Annotated in this window: 18 protein-coding genes and 1 riboswitch; of the genes, 7 read left to right on the forward strand and 11 right to left on the reverse strand. The window is 72.8% G+C overall.

The genetic code is table 11. The features are described from left to right. Nucleotides 1-14: 14 nt before the first annotated feature. Genes OJ962_RS04665 through OJ962_RS04705 form a run of 9 tightly spaced genes read right to left on the reverse strand, consistent with a single transcriptional unit; the run spans nucleotide 15 to nucleotide 11,277 of the window. Entirely contained in the window at nucleotides 15-740 is a 726-nt protein-coding gene (locus OJ962_RS04665; protein WP_202953649.1) for an energy-coupling factor transporter transmembrane component T family protein, read from the reverse strand. Continuing rightward, nucleotides 737-1,399, reverse strand: a complete 663-nt coding sequence (gene cobI / locus OJ962_RS04670; protein WP_202953650.1) for a precorrin-2 C(20)-methyltransferase — start codon at nucleotides 1,397-1,399, stop codon at nucleotides 737-739. The genes OJ962_RS04665 and cobI overlap by 4 nt, the downstream gene beginning before the upstream one ends. Next, complete coding sequence (locus OJ962_RS04675; RefSeq protein WP_238931337.1) at nucleotides 1,390-2,673, reverse strand: cobyrinate a,c-diamide synthase; 1,284 nt, start codon at nucleotides 2,671-2,673, stop codon at nucleotides 1,390-1,392. The genes cobI and OJ962_RS04675 overlap by 10 nt, the downstream gene beginning before the upstream one ends. Beyond that, the gene (gene cobO / locus OJ962_RS04680; RefSeq protein WP_202953652.1) at nucleotides 2,667-3,257 is read right to left on the reverse strand and encodes a cob(I)yrinic acid a,c-diamide adenosyltransferase; all 591 of its coding nucleotides are present in this window, start codon (nucleotides 3,255-3,257) and stop codon (nucleotides 2,667-2,669) included. Before cobO ends, OJ962_RS04675 begins: the two co-directional genes overlap by 7 nt. After that, nucleotides 3,254-4,996, reverse strand: a complete 1,743-nt coding sequence (locus tag OJ962_RS04685; protein WP_202953653.1) for a VWA domain-containing protein — start codon at nucleotides 4,994-4,996, stop codon at nucleotides 3,254-3,256. Before OJ962_RS04685 ends, cobO begins: the two co-directional genes overlap by 4 nt. Further along, nucleotides 4,993-8,337, reverse strand: coding sequence for a cobaltochelatase subunit CobN (locus tag OJ962_RS04690; RefSeq protein WP_202953654.1), 3,345 nt, complete (start codon nucleotides 8,335-8,337; stop codon nucleotides 4,993-4,995). Before OJ962_RS04690 ends, OJ962_RS04685 begins: the two co-directional genes overlap by 4 nt. Beyond that, nucleotides 8,322-9,779, reverse strand: a complete 1,458-nt coding sequence (locus OJ962_RS04695) for a cobyric acid synthase (RefSeq protein ID WP_202953655.1) — start codon at nucleotides 9,777-9,779, stop codon at nucleotides 8,322-8,324. The genes OJ962_RS04690 and OJ962_RS04695 overlap by 16 nt, the downstream gene beginning before the upstream one ends. Beyond that, nucleotides 9,776-10,654 carry an adenosylcobinamide-phosphate synthase CbiB gene (cbiB, locus tag OJ962_RS04700; RefSeq protein WP_202953656.1) on the reverse strand — a complete coding sequence of 293 codons (879 nt, stop codon included), beginning with the start codon at nucleotides 10,652-10,654 and terminating at the stop codon, nucleotides 9,776-9,778. The genes OJ962_RS04695 and cbiB overlap by 4 nt, the downstream gene beginning before the upstream one ends. Next, nucleotides 10,651-11,277 (reverse strand): histidine phosphatase family protein, encoded by a 627-nt coding sequence (locus OJ962_RS04705; RefSeq protein WP_202953657.1) that lies wholly within the window; start codon nucleotides 11,275-11,277, stop codon nucleotides 10,651-10,653. The genes cbiB and OJ962_RS04705 overlap by 4 nt, the downstream gene beginning before the upstream one ends. Before the next feature lie 60 nt (nucleotides 11,278-11,337). Next, a riboswitch (cobalamin riboswitch) is annotated at nucleotides 11,338-11,409 on the reverse strand. 40 nt (nucleotides 11,410-11,449) lie between these two features. Here OJ962_RS04705 and cobT point away from each other — a divergent pair. Both cobT and OJ962_RS04715 read left to right on the forward strand, forming a co-directional pair. Then, a complete protein-coding gene (gene cobT / locus OJ962_RS04710) occupies nucleotides 11,450-12,469 on the forward strand; it encodes a nicotinate-nucleotide--dimethylbenzimidazole phosphoribosyltransferase (RefSeq protein WP_202953658.1) in 1,020 nt (339 codons plus the stop codon). Further along, nucleotides 12,466-12,702, forward strand: a complete 237-nt coding sequence (locus tag OJ962_RS04715) for a DUF4180 domain-containing protein (protein ID WP_202953659.1) — start codon at nucleotides 12,466-12,468, stop codon at nucleotides 12,700-12,702. Before cobT ends, OJ962_RS04715 begins: the two co-directional genes overlap by 4 nt. Here OJ962_RS04715 and OJ962_RS04720 read toward each other — a convergent pair. Next, on the reverse strand, nucleotides 12,683-13,276 hold the full coding sequence (locus OJ962_RS04720; RefSeq protein WP_202953660.1) for a TetR/AcrR family transcriptional regulator: 594 nt from the start codon (nucleotides 13,274-13,276) through the stop codon (nucleotides 12,683-12,685). The two genes, OJ962_RS04715 and OJ962_RS04720, sit on opposite strands and share 20 nt — an antisense overlap. Before the next feature lie 66 nt (nucleotides 13,277-13,342). Between OJ962_RS04720 and OJ962_RS04725 the strand changes: the two genes are divergently transcribed. The 5 genes from OJ962_RS04725 to OJ962_RS04745 are packed head-to-tail and all read left to right on the forward strand — an operon-like array spanning nucleotide 13,343 to nucleotide 21,060. Next, complete coding sequence (locus OJ962_RS04725) at nucleotides 13,343-14,251, forward strand: zinc-binding dehydrogenase (RefSeq protein WP_202953661.1); 909 nt, start codon at nucleotides 13,343-13,345, stop codon at nucleotides 14,249-14,251. After that, complete coding sequence (locus OJ962_RS04730) at nucleotides 14,248-14,985, forward strand: SDR family oxidoreductase (RefSeq protein WP_202953662.1); 738 nt, start codon at nucleotides 14,248-14,250, stop codon at nucleotides 14,983-14,985. Before OJ962_RS04725 ends, OJ962_RS04730 begins: the two co-directional genes overlap by 4 nt. A 42-nt stretch (nucleotides 14,986-15,027) precedes the next feature. Beyond that, nucleotides 15,028-17,262, forward strand: coding sequence for a CocE/NonD family hydrolase (locus tag OJ962_RS04735; protein ID WP_202953663.1), 2,235 nt, complete (start codon nucleotides 15,028-15,030; stop codon nucleotides 17,260-17,262). A gap of 36 nt (nucleotides 17,263-17,298) precedes the next feature. After that, nucleotides 17,299-17,661, forward strand: coding sequence for an STAS domain-containing protein (locus OJ962_RS04740; RefSeq protein WP_202953664.1), 363 nt, complete (start codon nucleotides 17,299-17,301; stop codon nucleotides 17,659-17,661). A 15-nt stretch (nucleotides 17,662-17,676) separates the two neighbouring features. After that, entirely contained in the window at nucleotides 17,677-21,060 is a 3,384-nt protein-coding gene (locus tag OJ962_RS04745; protein ID WP_202953665.1) for a family 78 glycoside hydrolase catalytic domain, read from the forward strand. Between the two features lie 3 nt (nucleotides 21,061-21,063). On the opposite strand, the gene OJ962_RS04750 is transcribed toward OJ962_RS04745, so the two are convergent. Then, on the reverse strand, nucleotides 21,064-21,375 hold the full coding sequence (locus OJ962_RS04750) for an STAS domain-containing protein (protein ID WP_202953666.1): 312 nt from the start codon (nucleotides 21,373-21,375) through the stop codon (nucleotides 21,064-21,066). Nucleotides 21,376-21,383: the final 8 nt, after the last annotated feature.

Raw genomic sequence — 21,383 nt, forward strand, 5'->3', positions numbered from 1 at the left:
GGCGACGACCGTGCTCACAGCCGCGCCACCACCAACACGGCGATCGCCGCCGCCGGGAGGATCGCCGCGACCATCCACGCCAGCGGGGACGCCGACGGGGCCAGCTGGAGCGCCGGCATCCGCCCGCCGTAGCCGCGCGCGAGCATCGCCGTGTGCACGCGCTCGCCGCGCTCGAGCGTGCGGACCGCGAGCGCGCCGAACCCGCGCGTCGCCGCGCTCGACTGCCACAGCCAGCGCGCCGTGTCCCCGCGCTGGACGCGCGCGAGCCGCATCCGGCGCAGCTCGTCGCCGATGACCTGGAGGTAGCGGATCGCGAAGCCCGCGATCGCGACCAGCTGCCGGGGCAGCCCGAGCCGCTCGGCCCCGCGCAGGATCTCGGCGGGCGGGGTCGTCCAGGCGAGCACGCCGGTCGCGAGCACGGCCAGCGTCGCCTTGGCCACGATCCCGAACGCCAGCCACCAGCCGTCCTCGGCCACGAACGGCAGCACGAGCACGAACAGCACGAACGGCAGCTCGAACAGCAGCCGCGCGCCGAGCATCCGCGGGTCGACGCGAGCGAAGGCGGCGACCGCCAAAAGGATCGCGGCGTCCACCGCGTACGGCCACACGAGATCCCCGCGCGGCACGAGCGCGACCGCCACCACGAACACGATCGTCGCCGCGACCTTGCACTCGGCGGGCGCGCGGTGCAGCGGCGTCTCGACGGTGGTGTCGAGCTCCTGCTGATGCGCCTGGCTCACAGGCGGCTCCCGCGGCCTTCGCGCCTCGCGGGCGCGATCACGGTGGAGAAGTAGGGCGCGCGGCCGTCAGGTGCGGTCAGCGTCTGGCCGGGGCGGCCGAGCTCCTCGCCGTAGACGGGCTCGCGGTCGGCGTCGCGCACGGCGGCGAGCACGTCCGGAAGGTGGCGGCCGCCCTTGTAGACGATCACGGTGTCGAAGTCGGCGAGCGCATCCCGGAGCGACGCATCCCCGGCGGTGTACGGGACGAGCGCGAGCCGCTCCTCGCCTTCCGCGAGCACGGTGCCGGTGCGCGAGGCGAGGTCCTGCATGGCGGTGATGCCGGGGACGGTCTCGATGACCACGTCGGGCACGAGCGCGCGGACGGTGTGGGCGATGTAGGTGAAGGTCGAGTAGAGGTTCGGGTCGCCGATCGTGGCGAACGCGGCCGTGCCGGCGACCTCGGCGATCAGGCGGCCGGCGCGGTCCCAGTGCGCGTCGCGGGAGGCGGCGTCGGACATGGCGAAGTCGAGCGGGGTGCACTCGACGTGCGCGCTCACGATCTCCGCCGCGCGGCCGCCCGCGGGCACGAACACCCGGTCGGCCTCCTTCAGCGCCCGCAGCGCCTTCAACGTGAGGTGCTCGGGGTCCCCGGGGCCCACGCCGACGCCGATCAGCCGCACGCCGTCACCAGCCGATCCGCCACCTCGGGCGTCGCCGCCCAGTGCGTGTGCAGGTAGGACGCGTGCACGTTCCCGGCGACGTGGCCCTCGCGGCCGCGCTGGTGCTCCCACGCGTTGCCGGCCGCGGACACGGTCGAGTAGTGGAACTCGTGGCCGCGCGTGGTCGTGCCCTTCGGCCACACGGGGTGATCGGACAGCGACGTCGCCTCGCGGTACCCGAGCGTGAGCCGCTGCGTCATGTGCGCCTCCACGGGCAGCACGCCGCACATCGGGCGCTCGTCGAGCGTCTCGGCGAGGTACAACAGGCCGCCGCACTCGGCCAGGATCGGGCCGTCGAAGGCGGCGATCTCGCGGCGCAGCGGCTCGTTCGCGGACAGCTCTTCCCCGAACACCTCCGGGAAGCCTCCGGCGAGGATCAGCGCGTCGGCGTCCGGCAGCGCCTCATCGGTCAGCGGGTCGAACTCGGCCAGCTCGGCGCCCGCACCGCGCAGCAGCTCGAGGTTCTCCTGATAGTGGAAGGAGAACGCGGGTCCGCGCGCGATCGCGACCCGGACCCGCGCGGTCTCGGCGCGCGGCGCCCACGCCTCGCCGGGCCGCTCCGGGGCGGTGCGCGCGAGCGCGACGATCGCCTCCAGGTCGCAGAACTCCTTGATTGCCGCACCCAGGTGCTCGATCACCGCGCGGGCCCGCGGCGCGCGTTCGGCCACCGGCACGAGGCCGAGATGGCGCTCGGGCACCTCCAGCGCGGCGTTGCGGTGCAGCGCACCGAGGACGGGGATGTCCGGCAGCGCCTCGTGCAGGATGTCGGCGTGGAAGGAGGAGCCCACCTTGTTGAGGATCACACCCGCGACGTTCACGTCCGGATCGAACGTGCGGTAGCCGTGCACGATCGCGGCGACCGAGCGCGCCATCGCCTCGCAGTTGACGACGAGGACCACGGGGGCCTGGAGCAGCTTCGCAACGTGCGCGGTGCTCGCCAGCTCGCCGCGGCCGGACGCGCCGTCATAGAGGCCCATGACGCCTTCGATCACGGCGATGTCGGCCCCGGCCGCGCCGTGCCGGACGAGCGGCGCGATCAGCTCGGGCGAGGACAGGAACGCGTCCAGGTTGCGGCCGGGCCGGCCGGTGGCGAGCGCGTGGTAGCTGGGGTCGATGAAGTCGGGGCCGACCTTGAACGCGGCGACGTTCGAGAGCGCGGCCATGATGCCGGTCGCGACCGTCGTCTTGCCCGCGCCTGAGGACGTGCCCGCGATGACGACCCGCGGGATCACCATTCGATCCCCTGCTGCGCTCGGATGCCCTGATCCATCGGGTGCTTGATCTTGACGACTTCGCTGACCAGGTCCGCGGCCTCGATCAGCCCGGGGGAGGCGTCGCGGCCGGTGACGACGATGTGCTGGAAGCCTGGCCGGTGCTTGAGCGTGTCGACGATCTCGGCCTCCTCGATCCAGCCGTACTTGATCGCGTACGTGAGCTCGTCGAGCAGCAGGAACTCGTAAAGCTCGGCCTCGATCCGGCGCTTGACCTCCGCCCAGCCCTCGCGCGCCTTGTCCGCGGACTCCTCGAGGTCGCGGCTGATCCACGTCCAGCCGTCGCCCATCTTCTCCCAGTCGATGCCGCCGAGCGCCTGCGCGGCCTTCGCCTCGCCGACCTTCCACTTGCCGGACTTGACGAACTGGAACACGCCGCACCGGTAGTCCCGTGCCCACGCGCGCAGGAGCATCCCGAACGCGGACGTCGACTTGCCCTTCCCGTGGCCGGTGACGACGATCAGCAGCGGCTTGTCCCGCGGCTTGCGGCGCTTGGGTTCGGCGCTGCCCTGGTCGTCGGGCGTGTGCGGGACGTCGATGTCGCTCATGCGGCGGCCTCCAGCGGAAGAACCTGCGCACCCGCCGCGCGCGCGAGCTGCGCGGCGAGCCCCAGGCGGACGGGACCCTGCTCTCCGTCGAGGACGACGACGCCCGCGGCGGCCTGCGCCAAAGACTGGATGGCGTGCGTGGCGGCCTCCGGGTCGCGCGCGCGGCCGTCGGTGACGACGATCGCCAGCGCCCGCCGTGACGGGTCCCGGCGCTGCTCGGTGCGGATGACCAGCTCGGTCTCCTCGAGCCCGCGCGCGAGCGGGGTCCGGCCGCCGGTCGGGAGCGTGCGCAGGGCCTCGGCAGCGCGTTCGACGCTGGAGGTCGGCGGCAGCTGCACGACCGCGTCGTCGCCGCGGAACGTGACGAGCGCGACCTTGTCGCGCCGCTGGTAGGCGTCCGTGAGCAGCCCGAGCACGGCGGCCTTGACCTGGGCCATCCGCTTGCGCGCGCCCATCGACCCGGACGCGTCCACGCAGAACACGACCAGGTTCCCTTCACGGCCGGAGCGGATGTGTTCGTACGGGACGAACTCGCCGCCGCGCAGGGCGGCGGCCCGCAGCGAAGCCGCGAGCGCGAGATCCGTGACGGTGCCCTCGGCGGGCTTGGCGTCCACGGGCTCGCCGGTCGTCGTGCGCGAGCGCCGCCCGGCCGCGCCACGCCCCTTCCCCTTCAACGTCAGGATCGGCGCCTTGCCCGGGGTATTGGGCGCGTCCATTCGCTCACGGGACGGCGCGCCCTCACGGTACGGGCGATCTTCCTGGGGCGCAGCGCCGTTCTCCGATGAGGACGGCGGAGGCGCGTTGTCGCGACCGGACGGGGGCGGCGGGTCGTCGTCGGGCTCGGACTCGTTCATCGCGGCGTCCAGCTCGGTGTCGTCGAGGCCCGGCTGCTGGAGCGGGCCGCGGCGGCGGCGGTGGGCGAGCGCGAGCTTCGCGGCGCGCTTGACGTGGTCGGTGGTGACCTCGTCGGCTCCGTCCAGGGCGGCGAGCGCGGTGGCGGTGCGGGCGGTGACGATGTCGGCGCGGTGGCCGTCGACGCCCAGGCGCGCGCACGTGCCCGCGATCAACAGCAGGATGCGATCGGGCAGGCGCACGGCGGCGAGCCGCTCCCGCGCCGCGGCGATCCGCTGCGCCAGCGCGCGCTCGTCCTCGGCGAAGCGCGCCGCGAACGCGTCCGGGTCGCGGTCGAACGCCAACCGCCGGCGCACGATCTCCACGCGCACCTCGGGGTCGCTCGAACCCGCCACCTCGACGCTCAACCCGAAGCGGTCGAGCAGCTGCGGCCGCAGATCGCCCTCCTCCGGATTCATCGTGCCAACGAGGAGGAAGCGGGCGTCGTAGGCGGTCGAGAGCCCGTCGCGCTCGATGTGGACGCGGCCCAGCGCGGCCGCGTCCAGCAGCACGTCGACGAGGTGGTCCGGCAGCAGGTTGACCTCGTCCACATAGAGCAGGCCGTCGTGCGCGTTGGCCAGCAGCCCGGGCTTGAACGCCGCGCGGCCCTCGCCGAGGGCGCGGTCGAGGTCGAGCGTGCCCAGCACCCGGTCGGCGGTCGCGCCGATCGGCAGCTCCACCAGCGCACCGTCGATCAGCGGCGCCAGGCCGCGCACGGCGGTCGTCTTGGCCGTGCCGCGCTCGCCGCGCACGAGCACGCCGGAGATCGCCGGGTCGACGGCGCACACGAGCAGCGCCTCGGTCAGGTCCTCCTGGCCGACGATCGCGGTGAACGGGAACACCGTCATGCGGATGCCTCTTCGAGGTCGCCTTCGACGTCGAGGTAGGCCTCGCGCAGCGTGTCCAGCGCGTCCGCCGACGGCGCTTCCCACAGGCCGCGGTCGGCGGCCTCCAGTAGCCGCTCGGCGATCGCGCGCAGCGCCCACGGGTTCGAGCGCACGAGGAAGTCGCGGACCTCCTCCGCGCCGACGTACTTCTCGGTGACCTGCTCGTACATCCAGTCCTCGACGACGCCGGTCGTGGCGTCGTAGCCGAACAGGTAATCCACCGTGGCGGACAGCTCGAACGCGCCCTTGTAGCCGTGGCGCATCATCGACCCGATCCAGCGCGGGTTGGCGACGCGGCTGCGGAACACGCGCCGCGCCTCCTCGGCCAGGGTGCGGGAGGCGGGCTCGGCGGGGTTGCTCGAATCCCCGATCACCGCGCGCGGGTCGGCGCCGGCGAGGTGCCGCACGTAGGCGATCATCCCGCCGTGCTCGGCGAAGTAGTCCGAGCTGTCGAGCAGGTCGTGCTCGCGCGTGTCGATGTTCTTGACCGCGACGTCGATGCGCGCGAACTGGCGCCGCATCGCCGACCGCGCCTCCGCGCCCCCACGGCCGCGCCCGTACGCGTGGCCGCCCCAGGCCTCGTAGACCTCGGCGAGGTCGGCGTCATCGCGCCAGTTCTTGACGTCCACGAGCTGCAGGATGCCGGTGCCGTAGGTGCCCGGACGGCCGCCGAAGATGCGCGCGGTGGCGGCCTTCCAGTCGCCCGCGAGCTCCTCGACGTCGGCCAGCACGTGCTTGCGCACGAAGTTCATCTCGACCGGCTCGTCCAGCCCGGCCACGAGCGTGACCGCGTCGTCGAGCACGTCGACCAGGTGCGGGAAGGCGTCGCGGAAGAAGCCGCTGATGCGCACGGTGACGTCGATCCGCGGGCGGCCCAGCTCCTCCAGCGGGATCACGTCGAGGCCGATGATCCGGCGCGTCTCCTCGTGCCAGCGCGGGCGCACGCCGAGCAGCGCGAGGATCTCGCCCGCGTCGTCGCCGGCGGTGCGCATCGCAGCTGTGCCCCAGACCACGATCCCGACCGTCTCGGGGAGCTCGTCGTGGGACGCGAGCAGCGCGTCCGCGAGCTTGGTGCCGGTCTCGTAGGCGAGATCCGAAGGCAGCGCGCGCGGATCGACGCTGTACATGTTGCGGCCGGTGGGCAGCACGTCGAGCCGGCCGCGGGTGGGGGAGCCGGACGGGCCGGCAATCACGTGGCGCCCGTGCAGGCCGCCGATCAGCGCGTCGATCTCACGCGTGGAGGCGAGGATCTTCTCCGTGGCCTCCTCGCGGGCGTCGGGCGAGAGGCGCAGGATCGCGTTGACCAGGCCCTCGAGCTGCTCGCCCTCGGGCGGCACGCCGAGCACGTGCAGGCCGTCGCGCACCTGCAGGTCCTTGATCTCGCACAGGTAGCCGTCGACGTGCTCGATCAGGTCGCCGAAGTCGTCGAGCTCCGGCTGCTCGCCCTCGATCTCGAGGTCGCGGTGCAGCTCGGCCTCGTGCAGGAGCGACCAGATCCGGTTCGCCAATGTGGGCAGCTTGGCGGGGTCGAGCGCCTCCGCGCGCGCGTAGTCGTCGAGCAGCTGCTCCAGGCGGGCGAGCTCGTCGTAGGTCTCGGCGCGCATCATCGGCGGCACGAGGTGGTCGATCACGACCGCGTGCGCGCGGCGCTTGGCCTGCATCCCCTCACCGGGGTCGTTCACGACGAACGGGTAGAAGAGCGGCGTGTCGCCGAGACAGGCGTCGGGTGCGCAGGCTTCGGACAGGCCGAGCGCCTTGCCCGGCAGCCATTCGAGCGTGCCGTGCTTGCCGAGGTGGACGATCGCGTCGACGCGCTGCGTGAGCCAGCGGTAGGTCGCGAGGTAGTGGTGGGCGGGCGCGAGCGCGGGGTCGTGGTAGATCGCGACCGGATTCTCGCCGTAGCCGCGCGGCGGTTGGATGGCGAGGATCACGTTGCCGAGCTCCAGCACCGCGATCACGAAGTCGTCGCCGTCGGTGTAGTGCTCGCCGGGCGGCGGGCCCCAGGTGTCGAGGATCGGCTGCGTGAGCTCGTCCGGCAGCGTGTTGAACCACTCGGCGTACTCGGCGACGGGGAGGCGCGCCGTGGCCTGGGCGAGCTGGTGGTCCGACAGGAACTCCTGGTCGTGGCCGCCGGTCGCGATCAGCGCGTGGATGAGCGCGTCGCTGTCCTCGTAGTCGTGCTCGACGGTGTGGCCGGCGTCGCGCAGCGCCTCCAGCAGGACCATCGCGCTGGCGGGCGTGTCCAGGCCGACCGCGTTGCCGATCCGCGCGTGCTTGGTCGGGAACGAGCTGAGCACGATGCCGGTGCGCTGCTGGGCGCGGTCCAGGGCGCGCAGCCGCGCGTGGTTGACCGCCAAGCGCGCAAGGCGGCCGCAGCGCTCCAGGTCGGGGGCGTAGTGCAAGGCCTCGAACGGCGCGTCCGGGATCGGCTCCTTGAAGGAGATCGGGACGCCGATGATCCGCCCGTCGAACTCGGGGATCGCGACCTGCATCGCGGCGTCCAGCGGGGTGAGGCCGCCGTCCGACTCCGCCCAGCGCTGGCGGGTGGTCGTGGCGCACAGCGCCTGGATGACCGGGACGTCGAGCGCTTCGAGCGCCTCCGCGTGCCACTCGTCGCCCGCGTGTGAGCCACCGGAAGCGAGCACGGTGGTGATCAGCGCGTCGATCTCGCCGTCCAGCAGCTTCAGCGCGGGCGAGTCGCCACGCAGGCTGTACGTCCACACCGGGACGGGCTGGCCGCCGGCGTCCTCGATCGCGCGGGCCAGCGCGTCGACGAACGCCGTGTTGCCGGTGGCGAAGTGGCTGCGGTAGAAGACGACGCCGACGCGCGGGCGGCCGTCGCGGGCCGGCTTGGACGGGTAGAAGCCGACGTCCTCGAGCGGCTGCGGGTCCTCGAACCCGTAGCCCGTGAGCGCGAACGTGTCGGCCAGGAAGGTGAGCAGCTCGCGCGTGTTGTCGACGCCGCCGTGCCGCAAGTACTCGAACGCCTGCGCGACGGCGCCCGCGGGCGCGAGGCTGAGCTCGGCCAGCTCCGCGTCCGGCTCGGCCTCGCCGCCCAGCAGGATCAGCGCGATGCCGTTGCGCTCGGCCGTCTCGCGCAGGGCGGCCACGCCCTCCGGCCACGCGCGGCGGCCGCCGAGCAGCCGCACGACCACAACGCGGGCGCCGGCTGCGAACGACTCGACGTCCTCGAGCGTGCTCGGGTTCGCGCAGCGGACCTCGGGGAAGTCGTCATCGAGCTGCCGCAGCGCGTGCGCGGCGGCGAGGATCTCGGTGTCGGCCGTGGTCAAAAGACGGAGCACGCGGCGCCTCCTGGCGGGATGGTGGGGAGCCCTTCCGGGGCGCCTCGCTGGATCAGGTCGGTGAGTGCGGCGGGGTCGACGTTCGCGCCGAACCAGTCGGCGAGACGGTCGAGGTGGGCCTCGCGGACGTCCTTGAACGCGCGCGTGCCCGGGGTCCAGTCGCGGCCCGTCCGGTCCGCCACCCAGCTGAGCAGCTTGCGGCGGACCTCGTCGCCTTCGAGCAGGCCGTGCCAGGCGGTGCCGAGCACGTCTTCGCGTTGGATGAGCGGCTCGGCGCGGTCGACGCGGCCGTGGCGGATCTCGTAGCCGGTGGCGGGGACGCCCAGGACGGTGCCGCTCACCTGCCGCAGCAGCTTCTCGGGCGCGAACGTCGTGTTCACGTCCAGCAGCCGCAGGCCGGTCGCGCTCTCGTCGCTCTCGACGCCGTCCTCGATCCGGTCGCCAAGCATCTGGTAGCCGCCGCAGATGCCGAGGATCGGGCCACGGCGCCGGAGCAGCGCCTGGTCCAGCCCGTCGGCGCGCAGGCGCTTGAGGTCCTCGACGGTGGCCTTCGTCCCGGGCAGGACCACGAGGTCGGCGCGCTCGACGTCGGCGGGCGAGCGCGTGTAGCGGACGCTGACGCCCGGCTCGGCCGCGAGCGCGTCGACGTCGGTAAAGTTGCTCATCCAGCGCAGCCGGATGACGGCGACGTCGAGCGTCCCGGGCGTGGTGTGGTCCTGCCGCAGCGCGAGCGAGTCCTCGGCATCGATGAACGGGCCGTCGAGCCAGGGCAGGACGCCGAGCGTGTCCCGTCCCGTGAGGTTCTTGAGCATGTCCAGGCCAGGCGCGAGGATGCTCGGGTCGCCGCGGAACTTGTTGATCAGGAAGCCCGCGATCAGCGCCTGGTCCTCGGGCTCGAGCAGCGCGAGCGTCCCGTAGAGGGACGGGAACACACCGCCGCGGTCGATGTCGCCGATCACCAGGACGGGGAGGTCGGCGGCGCGGGCGAGGCCCATGTTGGCGAGGTCGCCTTCGCGCAGGTTGATCTCGGCGGGCGAGCCGGCTCCCTCGCAGACGACGACGTCGAACCGGGAGCGCAGCTCGTTGAGCGCCTCGATCACGGGTTGCTTGAGCTCGTGCTTGAGCTCCTGGTAGGAGCGCGCCGTGGCGTCCGCGTACGGCTTGCCCATGACGAGCACCTGCGACTTGCGGTTCCCGGACGGCTTGATCAGCACCGGGTTCATCGCGGCCTCGGGCTCGATCCCGCACGCCGCGGCCTGCATCGCCTGCGCCCGGCCGATCTCCGCGCCGCTGCGGGTGACGGTGCTGTTGAGCGACATGTTCTGCGCCTTGAACGGCGCGACGCGCACGCCCTGACGGGTGAGCCAGCGGCACAGCGCCGCCACCACGACCGACTTGCCCGCGTCGGACGCCGTGCCCGTGATCAGGATCGCGCCCTTCATCGCCGCACCATCGCCAGGACGGCCGCGGCGAGCGAGATGATCCGCGCGAGCCGGATCGCCCGCCCGACGTCGGCCGGCCCGGGCGCGCGCCCGTCGCCGAGCCGCGGCCGGTGCTCGACGTGCCCCGCGTACGCCAGCGTCCCGCCGAGCGTGAGCCCGAGCGCGCCGGCGAACGCGGCCTCGATCACGCCCGCGTTGGGCGAGGGATGGAGCGCGGCCCTCTCCTTCCACACCGTTCGGGCCTCACGGTCGCCGAACACCACGGTCAGCGCGCCCGCGAGCCGCGCGGCGGGCCAGTTCGCGACGTCGTCGGCGCGCGCCGCGGCGGTCCCGAAGCGGGCGTAGCGCTCGTTGCGGCGGCCCACCATCGCGTCGAGCGTGTTCACCGCGCGGTACGCGAGCACGCCCGGCGCGCCCGCGGCGGCGCACCACAGCAGCGGCGCGATCACCGCGTCGACGGTGTTCTCGGCGACCGACTCGATGGCGGCCGCGCACAGCTCCGACGCGTCGAGCTGCTCAGGGTCGCGGCCGACCAGCGACCGGATGCGCACGCGCGCGGACTCGATCTCGCCGCGCTCGACCAGGTCGGCCACCGCCGCGGCCTCCCGCGCCAGCGAGCGACCGCCCAGCGCGACGTAGAGCGCGAGCCCACGCGCGAGCGAACGCGGCAGCACCCGCTCGAGCGCCGCGCCGACCAGCGCCGCGCCGCCGACGAGCACGCCGGCGTACATCACTCCCGCCGCGCGGGTCGGCCGGTACACGACGCGCTCGAACGCCGCGGCGGCCTGCCCGAAGCCGGCGACGGGATGCCAGCGGCGCGGGTCGCCGAACGCGGCGTCAGCGGCCACGCCCAGCGCGATCCCGGCCACGCTCATACGCCCACCTCGCCACGCGAGCGTTCACTGACTCGGGGTTTCGCCGGGTTGCTGAACGCTCGCGTGTCCTCGCGGTCGTTGACGCGGGTCACGGTCCAGCGGCCGTCGTGCGCGTGCAGCTCGGTGATGGCCAGCGGGGAGACGTCGATCCGCCAGAACGCGCTCGGCGGGGCGTCCAACGCGACGACGACCGCGGCCTTCACGACGCCGCCGTGGGTGATCGCGATCGCGGTGCCGTCCAACTCGGCCTGCGCCGCTAGCCACGCCCGCACCCGGGCGAGCAGCGCGCTCAGCGACTCGCCGCCGTGCGGCGCGGCGTCCGGGTCCGTCATCCACGCCCGCACGTCGTCCGGCGCCTCCGCGGCAATTTCGGCCAGCGGGCGGCCCGCCCAGGCGCCGAAGTCGCACTCGGCCAGCGCGGGCTCCACGGCGCTCACGGTCAGCCCCGCCGCGGTCTGGGCGGCGCGCCGGGCGGGCGACACGATCACCTCGCCGCGCGGCAGCCGTGCGGCCAAGCGCGAAGCGGCATCCACCCCTGCGGCATCCAGGTCCTCGTCCGCGCCGAACGCGGCGGCACGCACCGCGGCAGTCGAAGCGTGACGCACGAGCAGCAGCCGCCGCATATGACCAACAGACCTCCTCGGGATGACGCGTCCCGTCGGTGGGGGACCCGCGAAAGGGACGGCGTTCTGGCTCCCGGGAATTGGCTTCCCGGTCACAGTGGCGCGACCGCGCCGGACTCTCACCGGCTTCCCCGCACCCTCGCGGCTGACGGCCCGAGCATACTGCGCAGCCGTGAACGTCGAGATCCAACCCGTCAGCGAAACCGCGATCGCCGCCGCCCGCGAGCGTCAGTCCCAGCTCGTCAAACCGCCCGGCAGCCTGGGCCGGCTGGAGGAGCTCGCGCTCTGGCTCGCCGGCGTCACCGGTGAGGAGCGGCCCAAGGTGCGTGCGCGGATCGTCGTCGCGGCGGCCGACCACGGCGTCGCGGCCGAGGGCGTCAGCGCGTTCCCGCCCGAGGTCACCGCCCAGATGCTCGCGACGTTCCTCTCCGGCGGCGGCGCCGTGTCCACGCTGGCCCGCGAGACGCAAGCGGATCTGGTCTGCGTCGACGCCGGGGTGAACGCGAGCACGACCCACCTCGACGTCGTCCACACCGGCCTGAAGCCGAGCGCGAACCTCGCCAATGAGCCCGCGCTCAGCCAGGACGACGTCCGCCACGCCATCAAGGTCGGCATGAAGCTCGCCGCCACCGCGCACAACGACGGCCTCACGATCCTCGCCGGCGGCGAGATGGGCATCGGCAACACGACGCCCGCGACCGCCCTCGCCTGCTGGCTGACCGGGGGCGATCCGGCCGAGCTGACCGGGCCCGGCACGGGCCTGGACCCCGAGGGCGTGCAGCGCAAGGCCGAGGTGGTGCGGCGCGCGCTCGCCCGCGACGAGTCCAGGACCGCCCTCGCTGCCCTCGCCTCCCTGGGCGGCGGCGAGATCGCCCTGCTCACCGGGCTCGCGCTCGGCGCGGGCCGCTACGGGCTCGGCTACGTGTGCGACGGCGTGATCGCCACCGCCGCCGCGGCGGTCGCCGCCGCGATCGCGCCCGACCTCAAGCCGCGCCTGGTGGCCGGCCACCGCTCGCCCGAGCCGGCGCACACGAAGCTGCTCGCCCATCTGGATTTGAACCCGATCCTCGACCTGCAGATGCGCCTCGGCGAGGCCAGCGGCGCCGCGGCCGCGCTCGCCATCCTCAAGCTCGCCGCCGCCGCCCACGACGGCATGCACACGTTCGCCGAAGCCGGAGTCTCCACGGGATGATCAGCACTTCAGCCGACATCATCGAGCGCATCTACGCGTCCGGCGACACGATCCCGGTGAGCGAGCTGGACCCCGCGTTCTTCGACCTCTCCAGCGGCGTCGCCGGCGAGATCGTCCAGGCATTGGCGAACTACCGGCTGACCGCGACGATCGTCGGCGAGCTGCCACCGCACAGCACCCACTTCGCCGACTTCGCCCGCGAGGTCCCACAGCTCACGTTCCGTCCGGCATAGCGTCGCGCCACGGCCGCTCGATGTCCGCCGGCGCCAGCGGGCGGCCCGGCAACGGCGGCGCGTCGACCAGCGCCAGCGCCTGCAGCACGAGCTCCAGGTAGCGCTCGTCCATCCCGGCCAGCCCTGCGACGAGCAGGCTGAGGTCGGCGCCGCTGACGTCCGCGCGCATCGTGCCCGCCGCGACCGCCCGGTCCACGAGCGCCTGCACCGCCTCGTTGCCTTCGCGCGCGAGCACGAACTGTGCCTCGACCGGCTCGAACATCCCGAGCAGGCTCGACAGCTGGGTCGTGCCCGAGCTCCGATACCAGCGCAGGAACCCGGCGATCGCCTCGAACGGGTCGGCGGCGCCGGCGGCGGCCAGCGCGGCGTCGCGGATGCGCTCCATGCCGTCCTCGCAGACTCGGGCGAGCAGCTCCTCCTTGGACCGGTAGCGGCGGTAGAGCGTCGCCTGCCCGACGCCCGCGCGCCGCGCCACGGCCGACATCGGCGCCGCCGGATCGCGCGCGTAGACCTCCAGCGCCGCCTGCAGCACGCGCTCGTCGTTGCGCCGCGCTTCAGCCTCACGACCTCGCATGAACGGACAATCCTAGTCCGATCAGCTACGGTGAACGGACAAATCGAGTCCGTTAGGAGCTGAGCCATGCGCGCCATCGAGGTCACCCGCTTCGGACCGCCCGAGGTCCTGGAGCCCAGGCAGCGGCCCGAGCCGACGCCAACCGAGGGCGAGGTCCTGATCGAGGTCGAACTGGCCGAGGTGCTGTTCCTGGACACGCAGCTCCGCGCCGGTTGGGGACGGGACTTCTTCGCGGTCGAGCCGCCGTTCGTGCCGGGTGTCGGCGTGGCGGGAACCATCGACGGCCGCCGCGTGATCGCCGGCACCTCGCGCTCCGGCGCGTACAGCGGCGGTGGGTACGCGGAGCTCGCCGCCGCGCCCGCCGACATGGTGTTCGACGTCCCCGCCGGGGTCAGGAGCGCCGACGCGCTCGCCGCCCTGCACGACGGCATGATGGCCTTCAGCCGTCTCGGACACACGCCGGTCCGGCCGGGCGACCGCGCGCTCGTGACCGCGGCGGCCGGCGGGATCGGCGTCTGGCTCGTGCCGCTGCTGCGCGCCGCCGGCGCCACCGTGATCGCCGCCGCCCGCGGTGCCGAGAAGCTCGAGCTGGCTCGGTCCCGCGGTGCCCACACGACCGTCGACTACTCGGAGCCCGGCTGGACGGACGGGCTCGGCGAGCTGGACATCGTCTTCGACGGCGCGGGCGGCGACCCCGGCACCGCCGCGCTCGCGATCACCGCCTCGGGCGGGCGCTTCCACGCCTATGGCGCGGCCAGCGGCGACTTTCCCGCCCGCCGGGACGACGTCGAGTTCTTCGGCATCGAGACGCCGGTCGACTGGCGTGCGGCCACCACGCGCGCGCTGCACGCGCTCGCCGAGCGTGAGGTCGAGCCCGTGATCGGCCAGTCCGTCCCACTCGAGGACGCGGCCGCGGCCCACGCCGCGATCGCCGACCGCAGCGTGCTCGGCAAGACGCTGCTGGAGGTCCGATGAAGATCCTCGTCGTCGGCTCCGGCGGCACGGTCGGTCGCGCGCTGGTCCCGCTGCTGCACGAGCACGACGTCGTCCGCTTCCAGGGCGACATCCGGGACGCCGAGTTCGTCTCCGCCGACGCCGTCTTCCTGCTGTGGCCGTTCTTCACGCCCGACGGCGCCGACGCGGTGATCGACGCGCTCGCGACCCGCACCGGCCACGTCGTCTACCTCTCGTCCGAGTCGGCGACCCCCGCATCGGTGTGGGGCGAGATCGAGGCACGCATCCGGGCCACGCGCCTGGAGTGGACGTTCCTGCGCCCGACCGGCTTCGCCAAGAACACGTTGATCTGGGCCGACCAGATCCGTTCCGGCGTCGTGCGGTGGCCGTTCGGCCAGGCCGCCCGCTCGCTGATCGACGAGCGCGACCTCGCCGCCGTCGCCGCCCGCGCGCTCACCGAGCGCCACGCCGGCGCGACGCACGTCATCACCGGCCCGGAAGCCGTCAGGCAGGCGGAGCAGGTCCGCCTCATCGGCGAGGCCATCGGCATGCCCGTGCGCTGGGAGGAGCAGCCGCGCGACGCTGCCCGTGACGCCCTGGTGCCCGTCTTCGGCGACGCCACCGACGCCGCGCTGGACACGTGGGAGCGCTTCATCGCGCAGCCGGAGACCGTCACCGACACCGTGCTGACCGTCACGGGTCGCCCGGCCGGCTCATTTCGTGCCTGGGCGCGCGACAACGCGGACGCCTTCTGAGACAGTCCGCGCCGGAGGAGGCCACAACTCCCGGGGGGACACATGAAGCGACTGGTGGGTGCGTTGCTGCTCGCGATGGCGGCGTGCGCGTCGACGGCGCAGGCGCAGACGACGCCGCAGTACGACTACGACGGAGCCATCCGCGAGCGGGTGTACATCCCGAACGGCCTGGACGCCGACCGCGACGGCACGGAGGACCGCACCGCGATCGAGATCATGCGGCCGAAAGAGCTGGCGAAGGACGTGCCGGCGATCATCGCGCCGAGCCCGTACTACACGAGCGCGTGCGGCCAGTTCGTCGGTGAGTGCATCGGCGACCTGGACGGCGACGGCATCAACGACCGCTGGCCGCTGTGGTACGACAACTTCTTCGTGCCGCGCGGGTACGCCGTGATCCTGGCCGAGATGGGCGGCACGGCGAACTCCACCGGCTGCGCGACCAACGGCGGCAAGGAGGACGTGCAGTCCACCAAGGTCGTGATCGACTGGCTCAACGGCCGCATCCCGGGCTACGACAAGGCCGGCGCGCCCGTCACGGCCACCTGGCACAGCAAGAAGGCGGCGATGATCGGCCGCTCCTACAACGGCACGCTGCCCAACGCGGTGGCGGCGACCGGCGTCGAGGGCCTGACCACGATCGTCCCGATCGCCGCGATCAGCTCCTGGTACGACTACAGCCGCATGGGCGGGATCATCGGTGGCACCGCCCACTACCCGGCGTGGCTGGCCAACTTCGTCACGGACGAGCCCCGCCGCGCGCTGTGCGCCGCGGTCCGCGACGACATGTCCCTGCTCGACGGCGACGCCGACGGCAACATGAACGCGTTCTGGGACGAGCGCAACTACCGCCCGGACGCCTCCAAGGTCAAGGCGTCCGTGTTCGCCACGCACTGCCTGCAGGACGACAACGTCGACCCGGACCAGACCACCGAGTGGTGGCACGCGCTCGCGCAGCACAACGTCCCGCGCAAGCTGTGGCTGTGCCGCGAGGGCCACATCGACCCGTTCATGACCAACCGCGCCGAGTGGATGCGCCAGCTGCACGCCTGGTTCGACCACTGGCTCTACGGCGTCCAGAACGGGATCATGGAGGAGCCACGGGTCGACATCGAGGACACCAAGGACACCTGGGGCAAGTACGCCGACTGGCCGCTCCCCGGCAGCGTGAGCACCCCGATCTACCTGCAGGGCGACACGGCGTCGTCCGCCGGCACGCTCGGCGGCCAGACCGGCGGCAAGACGGACACGCTCCAGTTCACCGACCTGGCGAACATGAACGAGGCCAACGCGATGAACCTCGCGGCCGGCACCACGCAGACCAACCGCCGCGTGTTCGTGTCCGGCCCGCTCACCGAGGACGTGCGCGTCTCCGGCTCGCCGGTGATCGACCTGCGCGCCTCCCTCGACAAGCCGCAGTCCAACCTCACCGCGCTGCTCGTCGACTACGGCGCGTCCACCCAGATCACACGCTCGGGTGACGGCATCTCCACGCCCGCGAACGCGCCGAGCGACTGCTGGGGCCCGAGCTCCACGCGCACCGGCCCGGACGGCCAGGTGATGGACTGGGACTCCTGCTACCAGCAGCCGATCAAGCCCACCGTGACGGTCTCCGAGACCCAGGGCTGGCGCGTCTCGCGCGGCATCCTGGACTCGTCCAACCGCGAGTCGCTGTACTACGACGTCACCAACACGCCGGGCACGGAGTACCGCTTCCGCTTCCCGATCATGCCGGTGGACTACACGTTCCCGAAGGGCCACCGGATCGGCGTCGTCATCATCGCCAACCTCAACGCGCTGCAGCGCAACGGCACCACCGGCACGACGGTCACGCTCAACACGAAGCTGAGCAAGATCGACCTGCCGATCGTCGGCGGGCATGCGGCAGCGGTCCGCGCCGGGGCGATCGCGCCCGTCACGGCGACCGGGACCGTCGGCGGGAGCGTCCCCGCCACGCTCGCGCTCAGCGTCGGCGGTGCGGCGTTCCCGGCCTTCACGCCGGGCGTCGAGCAGGACTACACGGCGACCACGACCGCCATCGTCACGTCGAGCGCCGGCGACGCGACGCTCAGCGTCTCCGATCCCGGCCACCTGACCAACGGCGCGTTCTCGCTCACCGACCCGCTGCGGGTGGAGCTGGCCAAGACGAGCTGGACCGCGCCGACGAGCAACGAGGCCGTCGACGTCACGTTCCGCCAGCGCATCGGCCGCACCGAGCCGCTGCGCACCGGCACCTACGCCCAGACGCTCACCTTCGCGCTCGCGACGACGAACCCGTGACGATGCGGGCGGCCGCAGACGGGGTACTAGACCTCTGTGGCCGCCCCAACCACCCCGCCGCTGACCGCGGAGATCCTCGACGGGCCCGTGCCCGTCATCCGGGTTCGCGGTGAGCTCGACCTGTCGACCGCGGGACGTCTGTGCCGGACGGTGGGAGCCGTCGCCGGCGTGCGGCGCCGCATGCGCGTCGTGCTGGACCTGTCGGAGCTGGCGTTCTGCGACTCGACCGGGCTGCGGGCCCTCGTCGGCGCGGTGCGGGAGGTCGAGATCAACGGCGGCAGAGCCGCGCTCGTCGCGCCGCCGGGTGGCAAGCTCGCCCGGCTGCTCGACCTGAGCGGGCTCGGGGAGTTCCTGCGCGTCGCGCCCTCGCGAGACCTGGCGCTTAAGCGTCTTTCCTGATCGAATAGCTCCTCAATGAGGAGAGTTCTGATCGCTGCGGTGATCGTTTTGGCCTGCCCGGCCGGCGCGATGGCTGCGACACCGGCCGGCCTGACGGTCGAGCACCAGACACAACCGCTGGCGGTTGAAGCCGCGGCGCCGCTGCTCGGATGGCACGGCGCCGGTGACGCGTACCAGGTCAAGGTCGGCACGAGCCCGCAGAGGCTGGGGGACGTCTGGGACTCGGGGAAGGTGACCTCGAGCGAGTCCGTGAACGTGCCCTACGGCGGCCCGCCGCTGCCCGCCGCCACGCGCCTGTACTGGACCGTCCGCACGTTCGACGGCGACCGCGCCTCCGCCTACGCGCCGCCGGCGAGCTTCGGGACCGCGGTCAAGTCGAGCTGGACCGCGACGCCCATCTGGTCCTCCGCGCCGGTCCTCGGCTCCGACTACGACGTCGAGCTCGACTTCACCGTCACCACCGTCGCCGCCGGCGTCAAGTTCCGCGTCAACGGCCCCAACGCCTTCATGTGGCAGATCCGCGGCGACGCCTCCAACGAGCTGCGCCCCCACGTGCAGGTCAACGGCACCTACTCGCAGCTGAAGGCCGTCAAGCTGCCGATGACGATCGGGCTCAACACCAAGCACAAGCTGCGCATCAACGCCGCCGGCTCGACCATCCGCACCTACATCGACGACGTGCTCGTGGACACGACGGTGGACGCGCGCAACCCGGCCGGGTCGATCGGCTTCCGGCACGGCATGACCGAGTCCGCGCGCTTCGACAACGTCAAGGTCACCGGCGACCGCGTGCTCTACAGCAACGACTTCACCTCGGCCGGCACGGACTTCGCGTGCGGCTCGGTCAGCAACGGCGAGCTCGTGGTCGGCACCGCGCGCGACTGCGCCTACGGCGTCACCGACAACTGGGCCTTCCTGCGCAAGGCGTTCCGCGTCGCCGACAAGCCGATCGCGTGGGCCACGGCGTACGTCTCCGGGCGCTCGACCGAGCCCGCCCGCCAGTACGTCTTCAAGCTCTCGCTCAACGGCAAGGTGGTCGGCGTCGGGCCCACGCGCGCGATCAACAACGCGACGCAGACGATGTACAACGCCTACGACGTCACGCCGTTCCTGCAGCCCGGCGACAACGCGCTCGGCGCGCTCGCCTACACGACGACCGACAAGAAGTTCATCGCCCAGCTCGTGATCGCCTACGCGGACGGCACGCGCGAGGTGGTCAACTCGGACACGAGCTGGAAGGCGCTCTCGGGCGAGGTCGCACTCCCGCAGGCCGGCTCGGTCGGCACCAGCTACTACGCCGCGCCGGTGGAGAACATCGACGCGCGCGCCTATCCGAGCGGGTTCGACACGCCCGCCTTCGACGACGCGGCGTGGGCCGACGCTACCGCGAAGACCGCCATCCAAGGGTTGACGGGCACGCCCGCGGCGAACGTCGAACAGCGGCTGCGCGCGCCCGTGCGCGTGGTCAAGAAGGCCGACAAGCACTACTTCGTGGACTTCGGCCGGACCGTCGTGGGCGGGATGCAGCTGAGGCTGAGCGGGCCCGGGACGGTCGAGCTGCGCTACGGCGAGGAGCTCACCGACGCGACCACCGTCGACCACACGATGCGGACCGGCAACACCTACCGCGACGTCTGGACGCTGCGCCCCGGCACGCAGACCCTCAGCCCGTGGGGCTACCGCGTGTTCCGCTACGCCGAGATCATCGGGGCCGAGCCGGAGGACATCCAGGCCGCGTCGCTCGTGTACCCGTTCGACCCGAACGCGTCGTCGTGGTCGTCATCCAACGCCGACCTGGACAAGGTCGTCGACTTCAACCGCGAGGGCGTGCGCGAGCTCAACCTCGACCTGCACCTGGACTCGCCGTCCCGCGAGCGCGCCCCGTACGAGGGCGACAACCTCATCCACATGCTCATCCAGGGCTACACCGACGGCGACTGGACGCTCTCCAAGCACACGCTGCAGTGGCTCGCCGTGAATGAGACCTGGCCGACGGAATGGCGGCTGGCCAGCATCCTCTCCGCCCACGAGTACTGGCGCAACACGGGCGATCTGAAGGCCGTCGCCGACTACTACGAGGACCTGAAGGGGTTCGTGCCGATGCGCTGGATCCGCGCGAGCGACGGCCTCGTGCAGAAGGAGCCGGGCAACAGCTCGCAGGCCAACGGCGACCTCGTCGACTGGCCGCAGGGCGAACGCGACGGCTACGTGTTCTCCAACGTCAACACGGTCATCAACGCCTGGTCGTACAAGGCGCTGGCGGACATGGCGCAGATCGCCGCCGCGCTGGACAAGACCGAGGACGCCGCGACGTGGTCGGCGGCCGCGACGCGGCTCAAGGCCGCCATCAACACGCACCTGTTCGAGAACGGCCGCTACAAGGACGGGCTCACCGCGAGCCACGCCTCCGTGCACGCGAGCGTGTTCGCGGTGGCGATGGGCGTCGCCGGTCCCGAGCAGCTCGGCCCGGCGACGCAGTACATCGCCGAGCGCGGCATCGCGTGCAGCGTCTTCTGCGCGAACTTCCTGATCGACGCGCTCTACGACGGCGGCCGCGCCGAGGACGCCGTGCGCCTGATGACCAGCACCGGCCAGCGCTCGTGGCTGCACATCATCGAGCAGGGCGCGGGCTCGCCGATGGAGGCGTGGGACCCGGCGCTGAAGTCCAACACGACGTTCTCGCACCCGTGGTCGGCTTCGCCCGCGTACCTGGTGTACCGCGGCGCGCTCGGGATCGAGGCGCTCGAGCCGGGCTACAAGCGTTTCAGCGTCAAGCCACAGCCGGGCGGGCTCACGCGCGCGGCGGGCACGACGCCGACGGTGCGAGGCGAGGTCGGCGCCGCGTTCGAGCAGCTGCCGTCCGGCCTCGACCTCGCCGTGAAGGTGCCGGCCAACAGCACGGCGGTGGTCACGCTGCCGGGCCGGTTCCCGGTCGAGGTCGGCGCGGGCTGCCACCTGCTGTCCACGCGCGGCGGCGTGACCGCCGAGAGCGTGCGCGAGTGGGCGACGGCTCAGGGCTGCGTGTTCGAGGCGCCGCCGGTCGACGTCGGCGTAGGCGGCGAGGTGCCGGCCGTGCTGTCGCTCGCGGTCGGGTCGGCGACCTTCGCCCCGTTCGTCCCAGGCGTGGCGGCCGAGTACACGGCGAACACGACCGCGACGGTCACCTCCACCGCGGGTGACGCCGCGCTCTCGGTCTCCGAGCCCGGCCATCTGGCCAACGGTGCGTACGCGCTGCGCGAGCCGCTGCGCGTGGAGCTCGGGAAGGCGGCGTGGACCGGGCCGGTCGGCAAGGAAGACATCGACGTGACGTTCAAGCAGGCGATCGGCGCGAGCGAGCCGCTGCGCACCGGCCGCTACAGCCGCACGCTGACGTTCACGCTCTCGACGACGACGCCGTGAGCGCTACTCGCCGAGGAGCGTCGCCAGCCCGGTGATCTCGAGCAGGCGCTGGATGGTGGGGGAAGCCGCTTTGACCGTGAAGCGGCAGCCCGCCTCCAGCGCCTGCCGGCGCGCCTTGAGCAGCACCGCGACGCCCGTGGTGTCCATGAAGGCGACCTCCGAGAGGTCGATCCGCAGCCACTCGGGCTCGGCCTCGAACGCGATCTGGAGCTCGCGGTTGAGCCGCACCGAGGTGAGCAGATCGACCTCTCCGACCACCACCACCGTGGTGGTCCTGTCCTCGTGCGTCGTGCGCACGTCAAGCCCCGGCGGCATACGACCCG

It is taken from the genome of Solirubrobacter deserti (assembly GCF_027587175.1).
In the GTDB taxonomy this organism is placed as follows: Bacteria; Actinomycetota; Thermoleophilia; order Solirubrobacterales; family Solirubrobacteraceae; genus Solirubrobacter; species Solirubrobacter deserti.